A 26,246-nucleotide genomic window follows, 5' to 3' on the forward strand; every position below is an offset into this window, starting at 1 on the left:
GCATGCTCCGGGAGTTCGTGGATTTTGCCAATGTATTTAACTAACTTTCTATTTAGTCGTTCAAAGCCATGTCTTTCAATTTCGCAAACAAATTCCGTACCGGCTTAGCGCTTAAAATTACCAGAGTTATGGCTGCTTCAGAGAAGATATAGATAGCATTGTAGGCGAGGGAGTAAGGCAGGGGATCCCAGCCTTCCCAGGCATAGTAGCCGAAGAAGATCCATCCGGAGATCACGGCAAACACATATCTTCCAAGAACCCCGGCAATATATCCCTTGATCAGTCCTAGCTTCGCATTGGAGAAGAGACCGGACAGTCCCAGAGCGCCGAAAGCAAGAAGATAGTCTACCACCAGCTGCAGGGGATATAATACATAGGGATCTATGAGCAGCTGCAGGACACCGTAGGCTACACCTGTGGCAATACCGGCACCCAGACCGAACCAGTAGCCGGGCAGGCAGATCACCAGCATGGACAGCAAAGTAATGGAGCCGCCGGTAGGAAAATGGAACAATTTGATATTGGAAAGAACGGTTCCCAGGGCAATGGCCATGGCACAGAATGCCAGCTGCTTTACCGTAAGCTTGCTGCGATTCATCTTATGATCACCATCGGAAACAGTGGGAGCTACAGCAGTCTTTTTCATCTGCATGCGGGCAAATAAAACAGCGGCCGCCAACAGTGCGGCCAGAATGATCACCAACAGGACATTTCCCAGGGTAGTGGGGATATAAGTAGTCTCTCCCCAGTCATTGGTAACAGCAGTGTACAACATAAAAAAATCCTCCTTCGTGTGCGCGAGGAGGGACAACATCGTATCCATACAGACAGAAGCTCTGTATGAACAAAGTGCTTCCTTACGCCGGTATTACCCGGTTCAAGTAGTGAGGGTTAGAAGCGGAGCCTTGACGGCGGCACTTCAATCTCAGCGATGTGCTCCCCTAGCGGATATTCTATTTACCTGTTTACTATAGTGCTTTATCGCAGCAGTGTCAAGCGTTTACTTTCGGAATGCCCCGGGGAATTTATAAAAAAGTTTTCAACACCTGCAACACTCCGTTTTCCCAATAGGGCGCACAGGTATCCCTTGCAGCGGCAATGACTTCCTCTCTTGCATTGGAGACAGCATAGCTCATTCCGGCGCTTTGCAGCATTTCGATGTCGTTCAGATTGTCTCCAAAGGTACAGGTCTCATCCGGCGCGATCCCCAAATATTCCTGGAGAAAACGGATCGCAGACCCCTTATTTACCCCAAGGGGATTGCAGTCCACCCATTCTTTTCCGGCAGAAGCAAGCTTCGCCCGGGACTGCCAGGTGGGAGTGAAGACAGGTGCACACATTTCTTCACAGGCGGAAGGATGATATACAGTGAACTTGATCACATTGTCCACGGGCGTTTTCATAAGATCGGCAGATTCCCGGATGTCATATCCGTAGGAATCCGTAAGCCACCGGAACATCCGGCTTCCAGCATCTTCCGCCAGACAATAATCCGGTGTGGCAATAAAATAATCGCAGTCCGGTAATTCATTCCGGACTGTCTCACACATGCCGTGCCAGATCTCTTCGGGCAAGGTATGCACCTTTAAAATTTCCTTCGGTGTGCGGACCACGGTACCGCCGTCGGTGATATAGAGGAGCTTGTCGCGGATGGGAGCAAAAAGCTTCCGCTCACTGATAAATTGTCTGCCGGAACAGGCAACGAAACGGATGCCTTTTGCAATCAGCTTTTCAATGACGGTCATGTATTCAGGATCCAGCATCAGAGTGCCGTCCTTCAATAGCGTGCCGTCAATATCGGTTGCAATAAGTTTGATCATAGTGCCTCCTGAATCTTACATTTCATTATATCATGATTCGCACCTTCGGTGCTTAACGTTGCTTCGCAACTATCATAATCAACTTCGCCGTTCGCCAATCATGCAAGCATGTGGGATCTCTTGCGCTCATTATATCATGAGCTCACGAATCCGCGCTATCGCGCTCTACATCCTGCTTCGCAGGATATTCGTTCGCTAATGAGCCCAGAAAAACAAATGTCTGCTTCGCAGCCGCTTGTTTTTCCTTGAGGCTCATTACATTATATCCTACGCGGTGCCGGATTTGCAAACGGTATCTGGAAATACAAAACAGTTGGAAAATGCTCATGGATATAGTATTCTTTATAATAGAAAAAACGTTTTATACGTGCCTGCAGGATGATGCTGGCATTGGAAGGATAGGATAAGCATGAAAAAAAGTATCGTTGGGATCCTGGCACATGTGGATGCCGGGAAGACAACATTGGCAGAAAGCCTTTTATGTGCCTGTGGTGTCATAGAAAAGGCCGGAAGAGTGGATCACGGAGATGCTTTTCTGGATAACGGGGACATGGAACGGAAAAGAGGAATCACCATTTTCTCCAAACAGGCGAGAATCCGGTGGAAAGATGTGGATATCACACTGTTAGACACCCCGGGACATGTGGATTTCTCTGCGGAAATGGAACGGACGCTGCAGGTACTGGATGCGGCGGTTCTGGTCATCGACGGAAGCGATGGAGTGCAAGGAGATGTACATACGCTGTGGCGGCTGTTAAAAAGATATGAAGTGCCGGTATTTTTATTTGTAAACAAGATGGATCAACCGGGGACGGATCCGGAAAAAGTACTGACGGAGCTACAGAAAAAGCTGGATAGCAATATTACATCCGTGGGAAAACTGTTGCAGCCTGGGGACAATGAAGGAGAACGGGAAACAGAGCTGGAACACGCGGCCATGTGTAGTGAAGCCTTGATGGAAGAATATCTGGAAACCGGAGAACTGTCGGCGGAAAACATATCGGACACTGTGGCGGAGCGTAAGCTGTTCCCCTGCTTTTTCGGCTCCGCCTTGAAACAATGGGGAATTACAGAGCTGTTAGACGGATTGAATGCGTATCTGCCCAAACCGGAATATCCGGAGGAATTCGGAGCCCGGGTTTATAAGATCGGCAGGGATAACGCAGGAATCAGATTGTCGTATTTGAAGGTCACCGGAGGAAGTCTGCGGGTTAAAATGCCGGTGGGAAACAGCAGAAGCGGTGCAGGAGAGGAAATCTGGGAGGAAAAATGCGACCAGCTGCGTCTGTATAATGGCGGAAGCTATGAGGCAGTGGATACGGTGAAAGCCGGTGAGGTCTGTGCGGTCACGGGACTTACGAAGACTTTCGCCGGGCAGGGACTGGGCTATGAAAGCGAGAACTCCACGCCGATACTGGAACCGGTGCTGACTTACAGACTACTGCTCCCTCCGGAGGTGGATCCTGTCGTGGCACTGGGGAAACTACGCCAGCTGGAAGAGGAAGAACCGCAGCTGCATGTGTTGTGGCAGGAGGAAAACAGGGAAATCCATATGCAGGTCATGGGACAGGTGCAGATGGAAATCCTCAAAAATATCCTGTGGGAGCGCTTCGGTCTGGAAGTGGAATTCGATGCTGGAAGCATTGTATACAAGGAAACTCTGGCGGAGCCGGTGGAAGGCATCGGGCATTTTGAACCCCTGCGTCATTATGCGGAGGTACATCTGTTGCTGGAGCCCGGGGAGCGGGGCAGTGGATTGCAATTTGCCTCTCTGTGCAGCGAGGACATGCTGGACCGTAACTGGCAGCGACTGATCCTGACGCATCTGGAGGAAAAACGTCATGTGGGTGTGCTGATCGGTTCCGAACTCACGGATCTGCGGATATTGCTGATTGCCGGAAAAGCCCACACTAAACATACAGAGGGCGGAGATTTCCGACAGGCCACTTACCGTGCAGTACGTCAGGGAATGCGCAGCGGAAAGAGCATTCTCTTAGAACCATGGTTTTCCTTCCGACTGGAGGTGCCTACGGAGAATCTTGGCAGAGCCATGTCAGATATCACGAGGATGAACGGAAGCTTTGAAGCACCGGAGACAGAAGGCAATAACAGTGTGCTGACGGGAAGTGTTCCCGTGGCTTCCATGGGAGATTATGGAAAAGAGGTGGCATCTTATACCAAAGGTCATGGGCGTTTGTCCTGCACACTGAAGGGATATGAACCCTGCCATAATCCGGAGGAGGTAATGGCAGAGATCGGCTATGATCCGGAAGCGGATGTGGTCAACCCCACCGGATCGGTATTCTGCGCTCATGGTGCCGGTTTTCAGGTGTCCTGGGACCAGGTGCCAGAATATGCCCATGTGGAGAGCGGCTGGAAGCCGGAGAAGGAAGGAACCAAAGATGCGGACGGCATTTCGGATGCAGGACTGCAGGCAGTAAACAGGCAGCAGGGCGCTATTCGTCAGACCGGGGGTGGTGTAGAGCGGATTATTTCTCAGGAAGAGATCGAAGAGATCTTCCGCCAGACTTATGGGAAAAAGGCGGAGGATCCCCACAGATTCCGCAGATACCATACTTCTTCCGGAAACCGTGGCAGCTATACGGGCAGCTTGGCGGGAAGTGCCGGTGACACCGGTATGCGGAAGGTCGTACCGCAGGAAAAACCGGAGGAATACCTTCTGGTGGACGGTTATAACATTATTTTTGCCTGGCCGGAACTGCGGGAGCTGGCGAAGATCAATCTGGACAGTGCCAGGGACAAACTGATGGATATTCTGTGTAACTATCAGGGATATCAGGGCTGTCGCCTGATCCTGGTCTATGATGCCTACAAGGTGAAGGACAATCCCGGCTCCACCATGAAATATCATAATATAGAAGTGGTCTATACAAAAGAAGCGGAGACTGCAGACCAGTATATCGAGCGCACGGCCCATCAGTTGGGGGCGAAGCCGCAGAAATACCGGGTGACGGTGGCAACCTCAGATGCACTGGAACAGATGATCATCTGGGGCAACGGTGCCACAAGAATGTCCGCACTGGGGCTGAAAGCAGCGGTAGAGGCAGCAGGTGCCGAATATTTTAAATAAGAGAGTTTTATTGGACTTGAAAAAGTGTAATCTATACCTGTCAGGACGGGAAAATAAGATTTCCGACAGAACCCTGAGCACAAAAAGCAGAAAAAGAGGTATGGGTTATGAGAAGACAGTTCGTTTCCAATGTGGCATTTTACAGTACTACCGCAGTACTTATTCTGATCATTGTATTATGTATCGGCGCAACCGTGAAGAGCGAGAGCCGGGATGAGACGCAGCGCATGGAGAACCGGATACAGGAACAGCAGCTGATGAGCGATATGAAGCAGTATCTGAATGAGAACGGTTATCGCAACAGCGGCGTGACGCTGACCTATGCACTGGAAGAAGACGGCAGTCCGGATTATACGTTTACCATTCATCATAAGAAGATCAACAGCATGAGTGAGACGGAACGGGGAGCATTGAGCGCAGAACTGGCACGGGCCTGCAACGCAGTCGGCAATTATTCGGTCTCTTATGAATATCTGCTGACGGATTTTTAGAGACTATTTACATGACTTTTTTGGAAATAAGGGGTATACTGATACCATATGCCACAGTAAACGAGGCGATGGGAAAGGAGAACGACAGATGACATTTATTCCCAAACCACATGAGATATATAAGCATTTTAAGGGCAATCTGTATCAGGTCGTAACGATTGCGGAACATTCAGAGACCGGAGAACAGCTGGTGATTTATCAGGCTTTGTATGGAGATTTCAAGACCTATGCAAGGCCCCTTGTCATGTTTACCGGAGAAGTGGATCGTCAGAGATACCCTGAGGTGACACAGCGTTTTCGGTTTGAATTACAGGGAACGGATGCGGACAGACAGATTTGCGAGACGGAGGCAGCAGGTGTGGAGCACCCCGTATCAACGCAGACAACGGTGACCGCGTCCCAGCCCGCAGCAGCCCAGGCAACGCCGATTGTGGCGCAGAACATAGCAGCACAGGCAACGGCGACCGCGGCACAGACAACAATAGCATCGGTTTCCCCCGCAGAAGATGAAGAGCCCGCACTGGATCCGTTAGTACTGGAATTTCTGGATGCGGATTCCTACGAGGAGAAGCTAAATATTCTGGCAGGACTGCACCATCGTATCACCAACGAGATGATCACGACCATGGCGATTTCCTGTGATATTGAAGTAAATGACGGTGAGCCGGAAGAGCGTTATGAAGAATTGAAGAACTGCCTGCTCACCATGGAGAAGTTCGAATGCAACCGTCTGCGGTAGACTCTATGGATAAATACAATGAAAATTTAACGGATGTTAAGGAAATCTTTAGGAAAGGTGACCTTCGGGCGATTCCCAAACCACTTTTAAAATGGTATGATAATAACCGTAGGATCCTTCCCTGGAGAGAGGATCCTGCTCCCTACCGCGTATGGGTCTCTGAGATCATGTTGCAGCAGACCAGAGTGGAAGCGGTAAAGCCCTATTTCCAGCGCTTTATGGAGACGTTGCCGGATATTGCTGCGCTTGCGCAGGCACCGGAAGAGGTGCTGTTAAAGCTGTGGGAGGGCCTGGGATATTATAACCGGGTACGGAATCTACAGAAAGCAGCCATCCAGATCATGGAAGATTATGGCGGAGTCATGCCGGATTCTTATGAGGAGTTATTAAAATTAAAAGGAATCGGCAGCTATACGGCTGGGGCGGTATCCTCTATTGCTTACGGCAAGCCCAATCCGGCGGTGGACGGCAATGTTCTGAGAGTCATTGCAAGAGTCCGCAAGGATGAACGCTGTATCTCTGAGGATAAAGTAAAAAAGGCTGTGGAAAAGGATCTGTGGGAGGTCATTCCTACAGACAGGCCGGGAGATTTCAACCAGGCTATGATGGAAATCGGTGCCTGTGTATGTATTCCAAACGGGGCTCCGCACTGTGAGGAATGTCCCCTACAGCAGATATGTCTGGCGTATGCGGACGGTACACAGCTGCAATATCCGAACAAAGCCAAAGCAAAAGAACGTACGGTGGAGGAGAAGACGATCCTCATTATCCGGGATGCGGAGCTGGCGGCATTGCATAAGCGTCCGGCGAAAGGTCTGCTGGCCGGTATGTATGAATTCCCTTCGATGAAAGGATATCATACCGCGGAGGAGGTCAAGGAATATCTGGCGGAGAACGGGTTGCAGGTACTCCGGATCCAGCCTCTTGAGGATGCAAAGCATATTTTTTCCCATAGAGAATGGCATATGAAAGGATATCTGATCCGTGTGGATGAACTGGCACCGAAGCGTGAAGGCCCGGATTCAGCAGACTGGATCTATATTGAACCTTCGGAGACAAGGGAGAAATATCCCATTCCTTCCGCGTTTGCAGTCTATGCGAAGGGATTGAACATGAAACTGGGGGCCCGAGAGAACGATCCCGGACAGTGAATAACAAGATAGTGAAGAAAGGACAGCGATATGAAATTACTTTCCATAGCAATTCCCTGTTACAATTCTGAAAAGTATATGAGAAAATGTATTGATTCCCTGCTGATCGGCGGAGAGGATGTGGAGATCCTGATCATCGATGACGGTTCTACCAAAGACCGTACCGCAGAGATTGCAGACGAGTATGAAGCACAGTTTCCTACGATTGTGCGTGCTATTCATAAGGAGAACGGCGGACATGGTTCTGCTGTGAACACCGGAATCGCCAATGCCACGGGACTATATTTTAAAGTAGTGGATAGTGATGACTGGGTGAAGCAGGATGCATATTTTAAGATCCTGGATACTCTCAGAGAACTGGCCGGCGGCGGTCAGGCGTTGGATATGCTCATCAGCAACTATGTCTATGAAAAAGAAGGCGAGCGCCGCAAAAAGGTGATCCAGTACCGTCATATCCTGCCGGTGGAGAAGATGTTCACCTGGACGGACTGCCATCATTTTCTGAAGGGCCATTACATACTGATGCACTCCGTGATCTTCCGTACCAGACTGTTACAGGAATGTGGACTGAAGCTTCCGGAGCACACCTTCTATGTGGACAACCTGTATGTATTTGAACCGCTTCCTTATGTGAAGAATATGTATTATCTGGATGTGAATTTCTACAGATATTATATAGGAAGACAGGATCAGTCGGTGAATGAGACCGTGATGATCTCCCGCATTGACCAGCAGATCCGAGTGACGAAGCTGATGATTGATTATCTGGTGGGCAGAAAGTCGGAACTGGTGAAAAACCGACGTCTGTACCAGTACATGCGCAACTATCTGGAGATCATCATGACAGTATCTTCCGTACTGTTAATCCGCTCCGGTACCACAGAACATCTGGAGAAAAAGAAAGAACTGTGGGAGTACCTGAAAGGAAAAGACAAACGCCTGTATCTGTGGATGCGTAACGGCATTATGGGCGGTACCATGAACCTTCCCGGAAGAGGCGGACGGAAGATTTCGGTAGAGGGATATAAGATCTGCCAGAAATTGTTCGGATTTAATTAGAACGGAATTGTTTAACATAGTCAAAATAGCGGATACTTCGGCGGTTTACCCGAAGTATCCGTTTTCTTCTGTTTTTCCAGCCATCTCGTCCTGCATGAAGCCCCCTAACTATTGACAATACCTGTTTTGAACGTATATAACGGTTACATTTAAAACGAAATTAAAATTACGTTAAAAACGTAGAATAAAATTTAGGAGTAGTAAAATCTTCCATTATTTGGGAAGAAGGAGCTCACATGAAACGAAAGATAATGACCATTGTGGCAGGAGCGGCAGTCGGTGAATCCGGATGTGTATGCCTGGATCACTGTACCGGGGACAGAAATTGAATATCCGATTTTACAGCACCCTTCCGATAATTCCTATTACTTTATGCATAATATTGATGGTTCGTATGGATATCCCGGGTGCATATATACGGAGAATCTGAACAGTAAGGACTTTACAGACAACAATACGGTGATCTATAGACACAACGTGAAGAACGATTCCATGCCCGTCAAACAATAAGAAATCCGAGGGCAGAACTTATGTCATTTTGGAGTTATATTAAAGCAATAAGGTAGGAATAGGATTACAGGGATTAGGTGTTCGAAAGTTAAAATGGGTGATATTGATTGCAGTAATTATAAGTTACAGTATAGAATTCAGCCAGTTATTAACAAAACGTGGACTCTTTGAACTTTTTGATGATCCGTTTCATAATGTCCCTGGAGCAATAATAGGATTTACATTATGGAGAATGATTATGAAAAGATGTTCAGAAAAATCTGAAGGACAGGCTATAAGACCAAAATAAATATATAGATGGAGTTAAAATTGATTCTAAAGCATAATGCCCAAATTTGCCAGGGACAGATTTTGCTATTTTGCCACGTTGACAATCGAGTGCTCATTTGCTATCCTCTATTCGTAAGCAGATTTTCTATTTCAAATTTCTATATCGGTGTAAGCCGGTGTCTATGACTTCAGAGGAATCCCTGCTTAATTACCCAATGATAACAATAGAGCAGGAGAAGACATAGAACGGATTGAAATTCGTTTCTGCGACAGCATATTTTCCTGCGGTAAAAGCAAAGGAGAGTGTGAATGGCAAAACGCTATGAGGAACTGACGATATCGGATGATTTTATCTTCGGCAAGACCATGGGTGACAAGGTGCTCTGCCATGATGTATTGGAGCGGATGCTGGAAAAACGGGTGGGAACACTGGAAGATATCCAGCCACAGAGGGAATTCCAGTATGCCGTGGATGGTAAGCCGGTGCGGCTGGATATGTATGCAAGGGATCGGAAATCCTACAGGGAATTGCCGGAGGAGATACAGATAAGGTGGCGCAGCTGGATGATCCGGAAGTGCTACTGGCAATGCAGAGAAAATATGGAATGATTAATCTGTGACATTTATAAGACAATCCGTTTGCAAACCGGAACTCACCAACAATTACACAACGCAGAACGACAGATAACCGGAGAAACTTATGTAAAAAGATTGTCCGGTTATTATGAATTTGTGTACAGAGAGGAAAAAATGAGAGCAGATAAAATAAAAACTATAATTGGCAATATCAATGACTTACCTTATAAGACCATCTTGTTTGATGGAACCTGGGGTGTCGGAAAGTCTTATGCGGTAAATGAGGCGTTGGCAGGAAATCCGGACGTTTGTAAAATATCAATGTTCGGAATGACAGATGCGAGACAAATATATCATGAAGTATTGTTTCAACTGGCATTGAAGAATAATGTCGGCGGGAAGATTGGTGAAATAGCTAATAATATCATAGAAGGCGCAGCAAAGGTCTGGGATAAAGTCGGACAGGCCCGGGATGTGGTACAAAATATAGCAAACGAAAGAGAACTATTTTTATTATTGTCCAAAGAATTTACATTCCTTCACATTGTGGTCATAGACGATCTGGAAAGAATGAACAGTAATATGAATTTGGAAGAGATATTTGGAATCATAGAGGAACTGAAACAATGTAATTATGTGAAAGTTATACTCGTTGCGAATACCGCAGAAATGTCAAAAGATAAAAAAGAGATATTTGACAAATACAGTGAAAAGGTAATTGAACGAACATATGCTATTACGGAACGGGCAGAGAGTGTCGAGTGGAGTAAATTGCATATCCATGCTCAATTTATTGAAAAATTTCTGAACCTTCATAAAGTGGAAAACTTGCGGACACTTGAAAAGGCGCAGCGATTTTATGATGATGTAATATTATTTTGTGAAGACTGCAATAAAGATGAATTTTTGGAGGAACTGAGACTGATATGTTATGCCATCGTCGTTGAAAGTACACACAATCTGTATTATAAGGAGGATGATCCCAACAATACGGATTCGGTGAAAAAGATGGTGAGCAGTATTGAAAATACGTTGGAGCATAGAATAGGGAAATATCTTTATGGTACAAAGAGCAGTAATAATTTGACCGGAATGCTGTTGAGATACTATCAGGAGGGGACGCTTGATAAAGAACAATTAGAAGCCGAGTATCGACTGTTTCTTAAATCGGGAGATAAACCCAATTATTATAAGACAGATGCAGAGATAAAAGTAATGCTGCCGGATTTAAAAAAGGGATTGCTTCAGGCAAAAAACATTGTGGAATTAAACGAATTTGCAGATTCCTATATGGTATGGAGTGATATTCTGGAGGAAGATAATGAGGATGTTTTAACCATATATAAAAACGGGTTAAACAAAATGCTAAAACAGGCAGTCAGAGATGGAAAAGAAGAAATTTTAACGCACTCTTATGATTTATTCCATATGTCTTCAGACAAGGTGAAAATAATATACATGGAAGAAAATGAAAACATGAAAGAATTTTTGATTGAGACATATGTAGAACATTTGAGGATCACAACCCACGGGGAAAAAGCGTACCAATTTTCATATAAACTCAGAAATTATTTTAGCAACAGTTATTACCATGAGATCATAATGACAAAAGTGGATCAGCTGTATAATAAGACGTCTTTTCCTGTGGGGGACGTAGATCAGAATAGATATCATACCTGTTATAATATCATGTATTTACTGTACCATGCAGATAAGGAGAAATTTTTGAACTATTGTACTGACATAAAAAAAGATTGTGATAAGATGTCAAGACATAGGATAGAGGTTTTGTCGGAAGAGATAATGAAAGACCAGAAAACATGAGAAAAGTGATTCCTTCGTACAGTTGAAGAGGAAAACAGAAAGTGCTACAATTTACATGAAAATGCAAATTATGGCATTTTTTATAAATAACAAGGGGGACCGATATATGGCAACACAAAAGCAACAGGGTATTAAGAAGCGATTGACAAAGGGATTCACAAAAGTGGCGGTAATTGGAGCGGTAGCTGCAATCATTGGAATCGGAGCGCTTCTGATTGCTGCGGCGCAGTATGAAAAAGCACTGAATCGGTATGGTTTTACACAGGGGGATATCGGTAAGGCGATGACCGCTTTTTCGGAGAGTAGAAGTGCATTGCGCGCAGTGGTCGGGTATGATGATGAAGCTGTGATCGAAAAGCAGACAGCTCTGCATGACCAGAAGAAAGAGGCATTCGAAACTTATATGGATGAATTGAGCAGAACACTCAAATTCTCCGAGGGAAGAGAAGCTTACAATGCGGTCTTGACGGAACTTGACGGCTATTGGGAGCTGGATGCACGAATCTTGGAATTGGCAACTTCGGATGATGCGGATGGTTATCTGGAAGCGCAGGAACTGGATACGACAGATTTGACGGCTCAATATGAACAGATTTATGCAGAATTCGTTGAACTGATGAACCTGTGCGTGCAGAAAGGTGACCGTGCGGAAGCGGATCTGCGGGCAATGGAACGGAATATGCTGTTGGTGATCCTGGCAATCGTTGTGGTTTCTTTCTGGAGTTCGGTGATCCTGGGACGAAAAATGGCGCAAGACATAGAAAAGCCCATGATAGCATTGGCAGATCGTCTGCAGACCTTCGCACAGGGAGATTTAAGCAGCGCATTTCCGGAGTGTGCAACGGAAGATGAGATTTCTTATATGATACAGGTGGCAAAGGGGATGGCATCGGATCTGGATATGATCATTACGGATGCCGGAGAACTTCTGGGACAGATGGCAGAGGGAAATTATGCTATCGGCACTAAGATTGAGGATAAATATGTAGGACAGTTTGTGGCATTGAAGGATGCCATGCGTAAAATGAACCGTCAGATGAACGGTACGCTGCATCAGGTAGAAGAAGCTGCAAAACAGGTATCAGCCGGCGCTGAGAATCTGGCAGAATCTGCCCAGTCCCTTGCGGAGGGAGCTACCGATCAGGCAGGTTCGGTGGAGGAACTGACAGCAACAATTACAAATATCGCGGATGCAGTGAACCGTACGGCGGGTGAATTGCAGAAGACCACCCGGAAGGCGGAAAATTATGCACAGCAGGCGGATGCCGGACATGCACAGATGAAATCTCTTATGGAAGAGATGGATCGAATCAACGATACGTCCAAAAAGATTCAGAATATTATTGCAGAAATCGAAGACATTGCCAGTCAGACCAACCTGCTGTCATTGAATGCCGCAATCGAGGCTGCCAGAGCAGGGGAAGCAGGAAGAGGCTTTGCTGTTGTGGCAGAACAGATTCGCAAACTGGCAGAACAGAGTGCACAGTCCGCAGTGGATACCAGAAGTCTGATCGAAGGCTCTCTGCAGGAAATTGAGAGGGGAAATCAGGCCGCTGAAGCGGCAGCGGAATCACTGGAGCAGATTGTGACCGGAGTTAAGGAGATCGCAGCAGATTCCAGGAGACTTAGTGAAGAATCAACAGCGCAGGCACAGGCAATGGAACAGGCAGAAGTGGGAGTGACTCAGATTTCGGAGGTCGTACAATCCAATTCCGCATCTGCGGAGGAATCTTCTGCAACCAGCGAGGAATTGTCGGCACAGGCATATTCCTTAAATGAAGTGGTAGGCAAATTTACATTACGCAGAGATTAAACTATTAGGAAGAAAATAATTGTTTATGAAATACCGATTTATCAGGCATTGGAAACGGATGCAAAATAAATCGGTATTTTTTTACCCATAACTTTCATTATGACTGAAACATTCATTCTTTCATTATCCTTTAGAATTGTAGAGGTAGGAAACAGGAGATGAGGGAATGAGTCAGAAACATTCGGAACAATATAAAATTATAGGACAGGCGATTAAAAAATATCGAAAACAACGAGGACTTACACAGGAGCAGTTGGCGGACAGAGTAAGTATTAGTATCAGCTATCTCACCAAGATCGAGGCACCGAATTGTGACCAGCCGTTTTCTTTGGAGGTAATATTTGATATTGCTGAAGTGCTGGAGATACCGGCACATGTATTATTGGAGGATTTATAATTTTGTGACAGAGATGAGATTTGCAGTAAGAAAATCTACAGCGTTTGTGAAAAACAAAAAGCGGAAACACTGTAAAATCAATGTTTCCGCTTCTTATATGAGAGCTGCTGACGGGAATCGGACCCGTGACCTCCGCACTACCAATGCGACGCTCTACCGACTGAGCCACAGCAGCATCACGTGACGGCTAACGCAATCACCGTGATTCATTCTAACAAAAGAGATACCGTTTGTCAACAACAAAAATTGCAAATTTTAACAGTATTTGTCGATGAGAAAAAATTGACACAAAATCTACGAAAAGTAAAATATAAGCAGATGTAAAACAAATTTTTACTTTATAGTAAAATCATCTATATTTAGTACGGGGATAAATGTTAAATTATAGAGTAAATATTTTAGAAAGATAAAACCTCTATATGAGGCGATGGTAGGTGCACATGCAGAAAGAAGAGACAACAGGAGACCATCAAGAATTTGATGAGATGTACCGTAGGACACAGGCGGAAATATACAAGTTTATCCGCTACAGGGTGGCAGACAAGGAACTGGCAAAGGATGTCCTGCAAGAAACGTATTATGTTGCGTATAAAAAGTGGGATATTCTCTGTGAACATTCCAATCCAATGGGATGGCTGATCAATACTGCCAAGAATAAAATACGTGAACTGAATAAGTCATTGAAGAAGATAGAATGTGAAGTCGACCTGGATGCCGACGAATATACATTCACGGAAGACGGTTACGGAAAATCAGAACTTGATCTCATAATAACGAAAGGCCTGACGGAAGAGGAGAAGAACAGATTTTACAAATATTTTCTTCACGGGTATTCAATTTCTGAGCTGGCACAACTTGAGAAAATATCCGAGAACAATATGAGTGTCAGGATCAGCAGATTGAGAAGCAAGATAGCCCAAAACATACCCGACGAGTCCGGTATCGACAAAAAATACAAAAAATCTGTAAGAATTGACAAAAAAGAATCATGTACTTAACGAGGGACCAATATTACACCAGATAAGGATATGCAGAAGGGAAAGGAATTGGAATTAAAATGAAGAAGCAGGATAACGAAAGCCTGATTCAGGAGCTTACCAAGCGGTTGGACTGGTACATTATGAAAGCATCAGATGAAGAGTTTGATGCGGATGAAGTACAGACATTAATGAAACTGCTGGACAACCTGAAAACAGAGGAAGACAATGTAGAAGATGAATTGCCTGTGGAAGAGGCATTGGATGATTTCTGGAAACATTGTGAGGAAAGGGAAGAAGAGGAGCGCCTGTTGCTTGGCACCGAAGAAGAGAAGGACAAAAGTGAACCTGTTGCAGAGAAAGAGGAGGACAAGCCCAGGGAGGGTAAGCTTCATAAAGTGCTCTGGTACTTTCGCAGACGCAGATTTGCGGTAGTAGCGGCAGCGGTACTTGTCGTAATGGTACTTGGCGGTTCCTGGCAGGTAGTTGCCAATGCGGAGAAGCATGGAGGTTTCTTCTGGTGGATGGATAAGAACGAGGAAGGGACGACTATGATTACGGCACCGGAAGGTGTGGATAATGAGTCATATAATTATAAAATTGAAAAATATTATGACATAGAAAAAATACCAGAAGAGTACAAAGAGTATGTCGAGGAAGTAGGTGAAATTGAGAGAGTTTCAGCATATGAAATAGATAATATTAAGGTTATGAAAAGCATGTATAATGATACGGTATATGTATATATGAATAATGTGAATGATGCGCTGAGATTTGAAATAAGAATATATCCTCAGGAAATTCAGAGAGTTAGGGAAACATATCCGGGTTATACTTTTGAAAAAGAATTTGAAGATGGGGGAATTAATTTTGATATTTTTTCAAAAGAAGAGTCATCTGGGGAATATACCTATATCATGTATTTTTATTATGGTAAGGAGAAGTATATTGTTATAGGCAGAAGTGATGAGGATAGGATCCAGGATATTGTAATAGAGTATAAAAATGTGATTTTAAGTCACGAAGGGAAGCTACAATAGGATGTATATATAAAAACCTTGAAATTCTATGGTTAGAATTTTAAGGTTTTTTTGTTTGTGAAAACGGAAAGAGAGAAATTATAAATAAATGATTAATCGAATGGTTGAATGAATTAGTTAAATGAATTTGTTAATTGCTAATTGAATTCGTTGAATGAATTCGTTGAATGAATTTTGAAAAAGTTTGTAAGATTTGTGCGGTATGCGTCATGAAGTATATAGAGGGACGTCATGGTAAAGATGATAATACCTTAAAAGTGTAGCAAAATATTCTTATGATGGAAAGGAGTAAAGGTTTGAAAGGAACAAAAAAGAGAAAGTGGAGTGTTAGAGCATTAGCTGCTATGTTAATTGCAATTTTGGCAATGCCAACAGTGGGCTTAAAAACACATGCAGAGGAGCTTACAGACAGTAATATCCCAAATGTAAATGTGACAAACAAAGAGGTTGAATACAATTCGACAGTGCAACCATTAACGACGATGGTTGATTGCGAAATCACAATGGCGTTTACATTAAATGGATTAGAAATGACATTTACTACTCTGTCTGTGGAAGTATCCAGTGTTATTGGAGTAAAAGACATAAAGGTACAGCAAAAAATGTGGTATGGATGGAAGACGGTAATGACGTCTTCAGGTGCTGAAAATTATAATGAAGATATGTTTATGGCGGGACTTATTTATCCTGATGCGGTTAATGGTAAAACCTACCGGGTACTTTGCACTCACTATGCAAACTATGATGTTTACGAAGAAGTTGTCAACGACACCGGTGCCTTCAAATTCGTACTATAACAATTAGAACTATCAAGTAACAAACAACACACAATAAACCCTTGCTACACTTACGAAAAAACTTAATAATGTATGAACTGCAGAAATACAAAGTACATATTACTTGCAGCAGGAACCACTGGGGGTGGGGATACAACAATGTATTCAGAAAGTATGCTAAAACCTGCATAAGGGAAAACGAAGGGAAAAATAAAATATACTGCAATTGTCACAGTGGGTGGGACAAAAATCTTCACGTGAAAGTATAAGGGGAAATCTTTCAGGAAAAAGATACAGCTGAACGCCTTACAGCGAATGGACATTTATGTCAGGGGTGACAACAAGCAGGATGAGAAAGAGAGAACAAAAGATGAAGCGAATAATGTGGGCAAATCCCATGATCAAGTCTGCCGGGTACGATGCCCAGCAGCAAATGTTGGAAATCGAATTTGCAAACAACGGACAGATCTGGCAGTTTGATAATGTACCGGAGGATATCTGGTATCGCTTTCGGAGTCACCATCTTCCGGAACTCTTTTTCCATAATTTCATTATGGGACATTATCCGGAACGAAGAATGCAGGAAATTGGGTAGGGAACCCAGGCATACGGGGAATACAAACAGGGGAATGAAATTATAACGCAGGAAGCCGCAGAGATAGCAATATCTCCTGCGGCTTCCTGCGTTACAAAATAACATTTTACATAAATCTCTTTCCCAAAAAAGTGGAATATGCTATACTGTTACAGAAGTCTTGTCTGATGGAGGCTGAGATTTTCGAAATAGGAAGAGAGACGTTAACAGATTCATGGCAAAAGAACTGCAACAGACATTGCCGGAAGCCCGGCGAAAAAGAGTGCAGCGGTTGAAGAAGATGATCATAGGTATCGTGGCGGCGGGAATCGTGATTCCGCTCCTGTGCTGTGTGTATCTGATCTGCAGGCTGCATACGATTGACGGAACTTTGAAGACACTGGAGCAGAGACTGGATGAACTGGATATCCGGAATCAGGAGTTACAGACGCTGCTGCAGCAGTTGCAGGAGCAGAAGAGTACACCGGTACAGACACCTCAGATACAGGAGGACAGTCCCGGCGCAGAAGCTTCAGAGCCGGTGGCGGAGGAAAGCTTCGGGCAGGAAGAAATTCACAAGGTGTATCTGACGTTCGACGATGGCCCCAGTATTTATACGAATGACATCCTGGATATTTTAGACAGCTACAATGTCAAAGCCACATTTTTTGTGGTGGGAAAAGAAGGAACCAATGCAGAAGAGGCGCTGCAAAGGATCGTTGACGAAGGACATACGCTGGGAATGCATTCATACAGTCATAAATATAAGGAATTGTATGAATCAATGGACAGTTTTACACAGGATTTTGCCCGGATCAGGGACTCCATCTATCAGGCCACCGGAGTGGAGAGTGTCTGTTACCGGTTCCCGGGTGGAAGCTCCAATACGATCAGCGAGATCGATATGCATGATTTTATTGATTATCTGGACAGTCAGGGAGTGGAATACTACGACTGGAATGTGTCCTCCGGAGACGGCGGAAGCATGAAGTTATCCACGGATACATTACTGGAAAACTGTACCAAGGATATCGATACCAGAGACACGTCTATCATACTGTTGCATGATTCCGCGGAGAAGCCGACTACAGTGGAAGCTTTGCCGGATATCATAGAGAATATTCTGGCCCGGCCGGATACAGTGATCCTGCCGATTACGGAAAATACCAGGCCGATTCATCATATAGAGTAGGAATACCTGTAAGAAGAGAATGCCTGTTGCGGTTTTGATCGTTCGCAGAACGCGAAAACCGCTGATAAATAACAAGAAACAAATGGAGGTACATAATCATGGGATTTTTCTCAGACTTGAAGGAAGATCTGTCCCAGGCGGTTAATGAACTGATGCCGGAGGAAGAGCTGGATCAGGCAGCCGTGGAAGAGACGAAGGAGCAGCCGGTGGAAAATACGCAGGAGACAACGGAAGAGACTCCGATGGAGCCGCAGACGGAAGAGACACCAAATGACAATGCAGCATTGGAAGAAATGTTGAAGAACCTGGATTCTATTGAAATTCCCCAGGAAAAAGAAGAACAGCCGGAAGAGGAAACAACGGCAGAAGAATCCCGGATAGAGGAAGCTCCCATAGGAGAGGCCGTACCGGAACTGGATCTGGACAGTATACTTCAGAACGATATGACTGTGGACAGTGTTCTGAAGCAGGAGAATACAGAGAATAGCAAAGGAGCAGAGAAGAGAATGGACGCAAAAATCGCATCAGATGAAACAGCAGTTATCACCGCAGGTATGGTTATCACCGGAGATGTAAGTTCTGAAGGATCTATGGATCTGGTAGGTACGATCAACGGAAATATTGATATTCTGGGCAAACTGAATATTACCGGATATATCAATGGAAATTCCAAGGCTGCCGAGATCTTTGCAGAGGGAGCCAAGATCAACGGTGAGATCGTCAGCGAAGGTTCTGTAAAAATCGGTGCAAGTTCTGTAGTCATCGGCAACATCACTGCCATCAGCGCAGCTATTGCAGGTGCGGTAAAGGGCGATATTGATGTACAGGGACCTGTAGTGCTGGATTCTTCCGCCATCGTAATGGGCAACATCAAGTCCAAGTCCGTACAGATCAACAACGGTGCCGTAATCGAAGGTATGTGCTCTCAGTGCTATGCGGATGTCAGCCCGACTTCCTTCTTCGATGATTACAAGCCCGAGAAAAAGAAAGTAAAATAAGGAGCATATGACCATGAAGAGAATATTACTGAAGCTTAGTGGAGAAGCACTGGCAGGAGAGAAGAAGACCGGTTTTGACGAGGAGACCGTCAGAAAGGTAGCATTACAGGTAAAGGAACTGGTAGATGACGGTATTCAGGTAGGTATCGTTATCGGTGGTGGCAATTTCTGGAGAGGACGTTCCAGTGAGAACATTGACCGTACCAAGGCAGACCAGATCGGAATGCTGGCTACGATCATGAACTGTATTTATGTCTCCGAGATTTTCCGTTCCGTAGGCATGATGACCAATATCCTGACACCTTTTGAGTGCGGATCCTTTACCAAGCTGTTTTCCAAGGACAGAGCAAATAAATATTTTGCCAAAGGTATGGTAGTGTTCTTCGCAGGTGGTACGGGGCACCCTTATTTCTCCACCGATACCGGCGTTGTTCTTCGTGCCATTGAGGTAGAGGCAGATGTCATTCTGCTGGCTAAGGCAATCGACGGTGTCTACAATGCAGATCCCGCCAAAGATCCTACAGCGAAGAAATATGATGAAGTATCTATTGATGAAGTAATTGCCAAGAATCTTCAGGTAGTGGATATGACCGCTTCCATTCTGGCCAGAGACAACAAGATGCCCATGTGGGTATTCGGCCTGAATGAAGAGAACAGCATTGTGAATACCTTGAAGGGCAAGTTCAACGGAACCAAGGTAACCGTATAATTTCAGAAAATAAAAATGGAAAGGCGCAGAGCGCAGAAGAGAGGAAAACAATGGACGCAAGAGTACAGGTATATAGTGACAAGATGCAGAAGGCTTATGAGTTTCTGGAGGCAGATTTTGCTGCTATCCGTGCGGGACGTGCGAACCCTCATGTATTAGACAAACTGAGAGTTGACTACTATGGAACTCCTACCCCCATTCAGCAGGTGGGTAATGTAACCGTTCCCGAGGCACGTATCATCCAGATCGCTCCCTGGGAGAAGTCTCTGATCAAAGAGATCGAGAAAGCAATCATGACTTCCGATATCGGTATCAACCCTTCCAACGACGGCAGTGTGATCCGCCTGGTATTCCCGGAGCTTACCGAGGAACGCAGAAAAGATCTGGTAAAAGAAGTAAAGAAGAAGGGTGAGGAAGGCAAAGTAGCTATCCGTAATATCAGAAGAGACGGCAACGATGCCTTCAAGAAGCTGGCAAAGACAGAAGTATCCGAAGATGAGATCAAGGGTCTGGAAGATGATCTGCAGAAGCTTACCGACAAGTATGTAAAGGATATTGATGCTCTGATCGACAGCAAGTCCAAGGAAATCATGACGGTTTAAGAAGGTTTAAAACTATGGAAGAGAATCTGAAAATTCCGAATCATGTAGCAATTATTCTGGACGGCAACGGCCGTTGGGCCAAAGCAAAAGGAATGCCCCGCAATTACGGGCATATGCAGGGAGCCAAGACGGTGGAAGTGATCTGTGAAGAGGCGTACCGTATGGGAATCCAGTATCTGACAGTATATGCTTTTTCTACAGAGAACTGGAACCGCCCGCAGGATGAAGTGGACGCGCTGATGAAGCTGCTCCGCAATTATATGAAGACCTGTCTGAAGACAGCGGAGAAGAACCGTATGTGTGTCAGAGTCCTGGGTGACAAGACCAGACTGGATGAGGATATCCGGACGCGGATCGCGGAACTGGAAGAGGCCACAAAGAACAACGATGGCCTGCATTTCCAGATTGCCATCAATTACGGAGGCAGGGATGAGATCGTCCGTGCAGTGAAAAAACTGTCCGCAAAAGTACAGAGTGGAGAAGTGGATCCTGCAGGGATCACGGCAGATACTCTGGAAGGATACCTGGATACTGCTGGAATTCCGGATCCGGATCTGCTGATCCGAACCTGCAATGAACAGAGGATTTCCAATTTCCTGTTGTGGCAGCTGGCATATACGGAGTTTTATTTTACCCCGGTTCCCTGGCCGGATTTTACAAAAGAAGAATTGATCAAGGCTGTGGAAGCATATAATCATAGAGACAGAAGATATGGCGGCCTGAAGGAGGAATAGCTTATGTTTTGGACCCGTTTGCTCAGTGGCATCGTATTGCTTGCCATTGCACTGGCTACGTTCAGCTTCGGCAATGTATTTCTGGCAGTGCCGTTGTGGCTTATTTCTCTGATTGCATACAGAGAGCTTACCAAGGCATTAAAATGTGCAACGGATGAGAAAAAATTTAATGCACTGGAATGGATCGGTTTTGTGGGAGTGACGGCATATTATGCAACACTGTTTTTCACCAGAGACCATACATTACTGCTGATGTGTATTGTAGCACTGTTCATGGCGGAAATGTTCTGCTATGTGGCAGCCTTTCCGAAATATCAGGCAAGTCAGGTCATGGCAGCAGTGTTCTCTTTCCTGTATGCACCGGTGCTGTTGTCCTTTGTCTATCTGACCCGCGAGTGCGAGAACGGAATTTATCTGGTATGGCTGATCCTGATCAGTTCATGGGGATGCGATACCTGTGCCTATGTTGTCGGCAAACTGATCGGAAAGAAGCATATTTTCCCGGAATTAAGCCCGCATAAGTCTCTCGAGGGATGTATCGGCGGTGTCGCCGGAGCAGCCCTGATCGGTGGTTTGTATGCACATTTCTTTGTGGAAGCGGCATTCCCTGATCAGATCATCACCTGGACAATCGCATTCATCTGTGCGGCGGGCGCGGTGATGAGTATGGTCGGTGACTTGGCGGCATCTGCCATCAAGAGGAACCATAACATCAAGGATTATGGCAAACTGATCCCCGGACATGGTGGGATCATGGACCGGTTTGACAGCATGACGGTGACAGCACCGATGACGTATTTTCTTGCCATTCTGATGATTGGACTGCGTTAGTCCCAAAGGTAAGATACAAGGAGCATAAGAGTGAAAAATAAAGTAGATTTTTGGGCGCACTTATATAAGGGTTCATAAAACCCTGTTTTTACAAGTATAGAAAGCAGAAAAAATGTTAGTTATCGTTGCGTTTCACTAACTTAGAGCTGTCGTAACCAAGGCTTTCAAGGTAAGCAAACACATTGTTCTCATTCAAGACGACACTCTCTACATGATTCTGAGGGTCCATCAATTCCTCATAGTCAGTAGGGGTAAAGGGCTTCTTTTCTGAAACCATGTGGTAAATACAGACCATCATCATTCTTGCAATGGCAATGATTGCCTTTTTGTGTCCACGTCGCTTTTTGATTCGACCATATTTGATTGCAAAATAAGGCTGCTTTTTGCTCTTAATTGCAGCAAGGGCACATTGAACCATCATTGGTTTCAGGTAATCGCCTGCTTTGGCAATGCGGACAGACTTTTTCTTACCAGCGGATTCATTGTTGGCAGGAGAAAGTCCGCACCAGGAACACAGATGTTTTGCATCATCAAAAATATCCATATCAACGCCTGTTTCTGCAAGAACAATCGTGGAACTTAACTCTGTCATGCCGGGCATGGTACTGACAAACTCCACGAACTCGTAATAAGGCTTGATGCGGACATAGAGTTCCACTTCGGTCTGGGTAATCATATCATCGAGATATTCCAGATGCCCCCGGGCAAGCTCTAGTTTTTTAGCCTGATCTGTTTCAATAGTGTAGCCTTTGATGGCTTCGATGATTTCATCAGACTTGGATTTAGCCCCTTTCTTTATGAGTTTGCGGACAGCTTTTTCATCCATGGAATCGGCAGTATGCTCCAATAGATAAGAGATGATTTCAGTTGCTGTCTTGCCAAAAGGATCAGAAAGAACACTGGCAATGCCGACATTGGAAATGGTCATACAGTTCTGGATGCGATTCTTCTCGGAAGACTTCATGCAGACCAGCTTGAAACGGTATCTGGAAAGTTCCCTAAGCTGACGAAAATCTTTTGGAGGAATAAAGGAACATCTGACAAGATCAAATTTGTAGAGGTCGGCAATCCATTTAGAATCCTTTTTGTCCGTTTTCTTGCCTTTAATGGCTTTGACATACTTCGGATGTGTAAGGCAGACATCAATGTCATTTTCGAGATAATTAAAAATAGGAATCCAATACTTTCCGGTGGATTCCATACAAACATGATAGCAATTATTCTCGATAAGCCAGTTGTGAAACCTTTGAATATCTGAGTTGATGGTTGAAAAAGATTTTTGCAGATATTCGGATATGCCGTCCTTATTGGTAGTTACGATGGTTGCAACGATAACATTTTTGTGGACATCAAGTCCACAGCAGATGGAGTATTTTAACTTCATCATTAAGTATCACCACCTTAATAAAAAGGGAATAGCAACATTGACTGTCATCCTGCGACTGAATAAACATGGTTTATTACCAATGATAAGAGTCCGGGCTCAATGTCCCACTTGTTTGTGCTTGTAAGGATGACGGCACATATAACTATACGGGGTCGAAATAAATTCGCCACTTCTCCTTCCGTGCTCTGTAGTGTATTGCTATTCCTTGAAAGAATTATAAATCAAAGAGTGGAGGGGCACAACATTTTTCATAACTTGTTTGTGCCTTGAGCGAAGCGAAAGGAATGACAAAAACTATGAAAAAAATAGCAATTCTGGGGTCTACCGGCTCCATCGGAACCCAGACTCTGGAAGTCGTTCGCAATAATCCGGAATTGCAGGTGGCAGCACTGGCTGCCGGAAAAAGCGTAGAACAGATGGAACAGCAGATCAGAGAATTCCATCCTCTGATCGCAGGCATGTGGAGTGAGGAAGCGGCAGCAGACCTGCGGAGCCGTGTGGCGGATTTACCTGTGAAGGTTGTAAGTGGCATGGACGGTCTGCTTGAGATCGCAACAATGCCGCAGTCCCAGGTATTAGTGACGGCGATTGTGGGAATGATTGGTATCAGACCGACGATCGCGGCCATTGAAGCAGGGAAAGATATTGCCCTGGCTAACAAGGAGACGCTGGTAACGGCAGGGCACATCATTATGCCGTTAGCGGCGAAAATGGGTGTGAAGATCCTGCCGGTGGACAGTGAGCACAGCGCAATCTTCCAGTCACTGAACGGAGAACCGGCCGGAAGAATCGAGAAGATCCTGCTTACGGCATCCGGTGGACCGTTCCGCGGCAGGACCAGAGAGCAACTGCAAAATATTCAGGTGGAGGATGCTTTGAAGCATCCCAACTGGTCCATGGGACGGAAGATCACCATTGATTCTTCCACTCTGGTGAACAAAGGCCTGGAAGTCATGGAAGTAAAGTGGCTGTTCGGTGTTGATCTGGATCAGATCCAGGTCATTGTGCATCCCCAGAGCATTATCCATTCCGCAGTACAGTATGTGGACGGAGCGGTGATCGCACAGTTGGGAACTCCGGATATGAAACTGCCGATCCAGTATGCGCTGTTTTATCCAGATCGGCGTCCAATGCCGGGAAAACGTCTGGACTTCTATGAACTGGCACAGATCACATTTGAAAAGCCGGATATGGAGACATTCTTTGGCCTGAAGCTGGCTTATGATGCACAGCGCATCGGCGGCAGTATGCCTACGGTGTATAATGCAGCCAACGAGAAAGCAGTAGGACTGTTCTTAGACCGTAAGATCGCTTATCTTCAGATCCCGGAGCTGATTCGTGAGGCCATGGAGCAGCATAAGGTGATCGAGAATCCGAATGTGGAGGAGATCCTGGAGACAGAGGCATCTGTCTATGATTTTATTGAAAAAGTGTATTCTGAGAGGCAATAAATGGTTACTTTGATCTTGTTTGTATTGATCTTTGGGGTGGTGGTAATCTCACATGAATTCGGACATTTTCTGCTGGCGAAGGCCAATGGAATTCATGTGATAGAATTTTCCGTGGGTATGGGCCCGAATCTGTTTTCTTTCCAGAAAGGAGACACGAAATATTCCCTGAAGCTTCTTCCCATCGGCGGAGCCTGTATGTTTGAGGGGGAAGACGGTCTGAATGAGAAGGAGGACGGTGAAGATCACAGCGGATCTTTCCTGAACGCCAATGTGTGGGCGAGGATTTCCACCGTGTTGGCAGGACCGATATTTAACTTTATTCTGGGCTTTATCATTGCCTTTATTATGGTGAATCTGATTGTGATCCGTGATCCGGTAGCCACGGAGATCGTGGATGGCGGCGCCGCACAGGAAGCGGGACTGGAGGCCGGAGACAGGATACTTTCCTTAAATGGCAGTAAAATACACCTGTATGAAGAAATACAGTTATTTACTCTGACTTACCGTGGCGGAGAAGTAGCGGTGGAATATGAAAGGGATGGTGTAAAGGGAACTACAACGCTGACACCGAAGTACGATGAGAGCGAAGGCCGCTATCTGATCGGCATCAGTAATGCGGATTTCGTAGAACTGTCCGGATTGGACAGCTTCCGGTATTCCTGGTATGAGATGCGCTACTGCGTGAACATGACCTGGAAGAGTCTGGCGATGCTGGTGCAGGGGCAGGTCTCCAGGCAGGATGTGGCAGGCCCTGTAGGCATCGCGGTAAATGTTGTTGGCAAGACCTACGAAAGTACCAAGGATTACGGCTGGCAGAATGTACTGGTGAATATGTTGAACATCACCCTGATGCTTACTGTTAACCTGGGAATTCTGAATCTTCTGCCGATCCCCGCGCTGGACGGCGGCCGACTGGTATTCCTGATCTGGGAAGCCATCACACACAAGCCGGTGCCTCCCGAAAAAGAAGGCATGGTACACTTTATTGGACTGATGTTCTTCATGGTACTGATGGTGTTCCTGTTATTTAATGATCTGGTTAATATCTTCGGATAAGCCGGATAATTCAAGACGTTCAATAAGTAAGATCCGTTGACAAAGGGCATACCGCATGGTATGCTCTTTTTATATTTGTGCAAGGCACATTTCTTTGAAAAATTTCATGCCGATCGGCAAAAATTTCCTGATGTAGCAATGTAACACTGAAGTAAGAAACAGTACGGACAAAACAGAA

25 protein-coding genes, 1 tRNA gene and 1 riboswitch are annotated in these 26,246 nt (G+C 45.3%); of the genes, 22 read left to right on the forward strand and 4 right to left on the reverse strand.

All coding sequences use genetic code 11. The features are described 5' to 3' along the window. Nucleotides 1-52 precede the first annotated feature (52 nt). Together ACLTOH_RS11505 and ACLTOH_RS11510 are read right to left on the reverse strand one after the other, a co-directional pair. Nucleotides 53-775 (reverse strand): energy-coupled thiamine transporter ThiT, encoded by a 723-nt coding sequence (locus ACLTOH_RS11505; protein WP_022313436.1) that lies wholly within the window; start codon nt 773-775, stop codon nt 53-55. Nucleotides 776-837: 62 nt separating this feature from the next. Continuing rightward, a riboswitch (TPP riboswitch) is annotated at nt 838-953 on the reverse strand. 72 nt (nt 954-1,025) lie between these two features. Then, nucleotides 1,026-1,820 carry a Cof-type HAD-IIB family hydrolase gene (locus ACLTOH_RS11510; protein ID WP_022313435.1) on the reverse strand — a complete coding sequence of 265 codons (795 nt, stop codon included), beginning with the start codon at nt 1,818-1,820 and terminating at the stop codon, nt 1,026-1,028. A 409-nt stretch (nt 1,821-2,229) separates the two neighbouring features. Here ACLTOH_RS11510 and ACLTOH_RS11515 point away from each other — a divergent pair, with 409 nt between their 5' ends. From ACLTOH_RS11515 to ACLTOH_RS11560, 10 genes are all read left to right on the forward strand, one after another. Continuing rightward, a complete protein-coding gene (locus ACLTOH_RS11515) occupies nt 2,230-4,911 on the forward strand; it encodes an NYN domain-containing protein (protein WP_412224142.1) in 2,682 nt (893 codons plus the stop codon). A 107-nt stretch (nt 4,912-5,018) separates the two neighbouring features. Beyond that, entirely contained in the window at nt 5,019-5,402 is a 384-nt protein-coding gene (locus tag ACLTOH_RS11520) for a hypothetical protein (RefSeq protein ID WP_022313433.1), read from the forward strand. Between the two features lie 88 nt (nt 5,403-5,490). Beyond that, nucleotides 5,491-6,141, forward strand: a complete 651-nt coding sequence (locus ACLTOH_RS11525; RefSeq protein ID WP_412123654.1) for a DUF1653 domain-containing protein — start codon at nt 5,491-5,493, stop codon at nt 6,139-6,141. Between the two features lie 5 nt (nt 6,142-6,146). Continuing rightward, complete coding sequence (gene mutY, locus ACLTOH_RS11530; RefSeq protein WP_119623909.1) at nt 6,147-7,292, forward strand: A/G-specific adenine glycosylase; 1,146 nt, start codon at nt 6,147-6,149, stop codon at nt 7,290-7,292. Nucleotides 7,293-7,322: 30 nt separating this feature from the next. Continuing rightward, a complete protein-coding gene (locus ACLTOH_RS11535) occupies nt 7,323-8,351 on the forward strand; it encodes a glycosyltransferase family 2 protein (protein ID WP_118504996.1) in 1,029 nt (342 codons plus the stop codon). Nucleotides 8,352-8,919: 568 nt separating this feature from the next. Continuing rightward, nucleotides 8,920-9,150 (forward strand): VanZ family protein, encoded by a 231-nt coding sequence (locus ACLTOH_RS11540; RefSeq protein WP_337631289.1) that lies wholly within the window; start codon nt 8,920-8,922, stop codon nt 9,148-9,150. 290 nt (nt 9,151-9,440) lie between these two features. After that, nucleotides 9,441-9,740 carry a hypothetical protein gene (locus ACLTOH_RS11545; RefSeq protein ID WP_118539447.1) on the forward strand — a complete coding sequence of 100 codons (300 nt, stop codon included), beginning with the start codon at nt 9,441-9,443 and terminating at the stop codon, nt 9,738-9,740. Between the two features lie 141 nt (nt 9,741-9,881). Next, the gene (locus ACLTOH_RS11550) at nt 9,882-11,531 is read left to right on the forward strand and encodes a P-loop NTPase fold protein (RefSeq protein ID WP_118730940.1); all 1,650 of its coding nucleotides are present in this window, start codon (nt 9,882-9,884) and stop codon (nt 11,529-11,531) included. A 106-nt stretch (nt 11,532-11,637) separates the two neighbouring features. Next, nucleotides 11,638-13,344, forward strand: coding sequence for a methyl-accepting chemotaxis protein (locus ACLTOH_RS11555; protein ID WP_118668796.1), 1,707 nt, complete (start codon nt 11,638-11,640; stop codon nt 13,342-13,344). A gap of 166 nt (nt 13,345-13,510) precedes the next feature. Continuing rightward, nucleotides 13,511-13,741 carry a helix-turn-helix domain-containing protein gene (locus ACLTOH_RS11560; RefSeq protein WP_022313259.1) on the forward strand — a complete coding sequence of 77 codons (231 nt, stop codon included), beginning with the start codon at nt 13,511-13,513 and terminating at the stop codon, nt 13,739-13,741. A gap of 102 nt (nt 13,742-13,843) precedes the next feature. Here the strand turns inward: ACLTOH_RS11560 and ACLTOH_RS11565 are convergent. Beyond that, nucleotides 13,844-13,916, reverse strand: a tRNA-Thr gene (locus ACLTOH_RS11565). Nucleotides 13,917-14,181: 265 nt separating this feature from the next. Here ACLTOH_RS11565 and ACLTOH_RS11570 point away from each other — a divergent pair. The 10 genes from ACLTOH_RS11570 to ACLTOH_RS11615 all read left to right on the forward strand — a co-directional run bounded on the left by ACLTOH_RS11570 (nt 14,182) and on the right by ACLTOH_RS11615 (nt 22,174). Further along, a complete protein-coding gene (locus tag ACLTOH_RS11570; RefSeq protein ID WP_022312287.1) occupies nt 14,182-14,739 on the forward strand; it encodes an RNA polymerase sigma factor in 558 nt (185 codons plus the stop codon). A 122-nt stretch (nt 14,740-14,861) separates the two neighbouring features. Further along, on the forward strand, nt 14,862-15,758 hold the full coding sequence (locus tag ACLTOH_RS11575) for a hypothetical protein (protein ID WP_337535831.1): 897 nt from the start codon (nt 14,862-14,864) through the stop codon (nt 15,756-15,758). A 296-nt stretch (nt 15,759-16,054) separates the two neighbouring features. Then, nucleotides 16,055-16,555, forward strand: coding sequence for a hypothetical protein (locus ACLTOH_RS11580; protein WP_412123656.1), 501 nt, complete (start codon nt 16,055-16,057; stop codon nt 16,553-16,555). A 349-nt stretch (nt 16,556-16,904) separates the two neighbouring features. After that, entirely contained in the window at nt 16,905-17,129 is a 225-nt protein-coding gene (locus tag ACLTOH_RS11585) for a KTSC domain-containing protein (RefSeq protein WP_022312183.1), read from the forward strand. 214 nt (nt 17,130-17,343) lie between these two features. Continuing rightward, entirely contained in the window at nt 17,344-18,300 is a 957-nt protein-coding gene (locus tag ACLTOH_RS11590; RefSeq protein WP_022312182.1) for a polysaccharide deacetylase family protein, read from the forward strand. A gap of 98 nt (nt 18,301-18,398) precedes the next feature. Next, nucleotides 18,399-19,298, forward strand: coding sequence for a polymer-forming cytoskeletal protein (locus tag ACLTOH_RS11595; RefSeq protein ID WP_412224143.1), 900 nt, complete (start codon nt 18,399-18,401; stop codon nt 19,296-19,298). A gap of 13 nt (nt 19,299-19,311) precedes the next feature. Then, nucleotides 19,312-20,007, forward strand: a complete 696-nt coding sequence (pyrH, locus tag ACLTOH_RS11600) for a UMP kinase (RefSeq protein WP_117467295.1) — start codon at nt 19,312-19,314, stop codon at nt 20,005-20,007. Nucleotides 20,008-20,057: 50 nt separating this feature from the next. Then, nucleotides 20,058-20,609: a ribosome recycling factor gene (gene frr / locus ACLTOH_RS11605; protein ID WP_022312179.1), complete on the forward strand. Its 552-nt coding sequence runs from the start codon at nt 20,058-20,060 to the stop codon at nt 20,607-20,609. Nucleotides 20,610-20,623: 14 nt separating this feature from the next. Next, nucleotides 20,624-21,343, forward strand: a complete 720-nt coding sequence (locus ACLTOH_RS11610) for an isoprenyl transferase (protein ID WP_022312178.1) — start codon at nt 20,624-20,626, stop codon at nt 21,341-21,343. 3 nt (nt 21,344-21,346) lie between these two features. Next, on the forward strand, nt 21,347-22,174 hold the full coding sequence (locus ACLTOH_RS11615) for a phosphatidate cytidylyltransferase (protein WP_118668793.1): 828 nt from the start codon (nt 21,347-21,349) through the stop codon (nt 22,172-22,174). A 115-nt stretch (nt 22,175-22,289) separates the two neighbouring features. On the opposite strand, the gene ACLTOH_RS11620 is transcribed toward ACLTOH_RS11615, so the two are convergent. Then, nucleotides 22,290-23,561: an IS110 family transposase gene (locus ACLTOH_RS11620; protein ID WP_022204360.1), complete on the reverse strand. Its 1,272-nt coding sequence runs from the start codon at nt 23,559-23,561 to the stop codon at nt 22,290-22,292. A gap of 296 nt (nt 23,562-23,857) precedes the next feature. Between ACLTOH_RS11620 and ACLTOH_RS11625 the strand changes: the two genes are divergently transcribed. Next, entirely contained in the window at nt 23,858-25,012 is a 1,155-nt protein-coding gene (locus ACLTOH_RS11625; RefSeq protein WP_022312174.1) for a 1-deoxy-D-xylulose-5-phosphate reductoisomerase, read from the forward strand. Continuing rightward, entirely contained in the window at nt 25,013-26,068 is a 1,056-nt protein-coding gene (rseP, locus tag ACLTOH_RS11630) for an RIP metalloprotease RseP (RefSeq protein ID WP_022312175.1), read from the forward strand. Nucleotides 26,069-26,246 lie beyond the last annotated feature (178 nt).

The sequence above is a fragment of the Waltera sp. genome (assembly GCF_046969025.1).
Taxonomy (GTDB): domain Bacteria; phylum Bacillota; class Clostridia; order Lachnospirales; family Lachnospiraceae; genus Acetatifactor; species Acetatifactor acetigignens.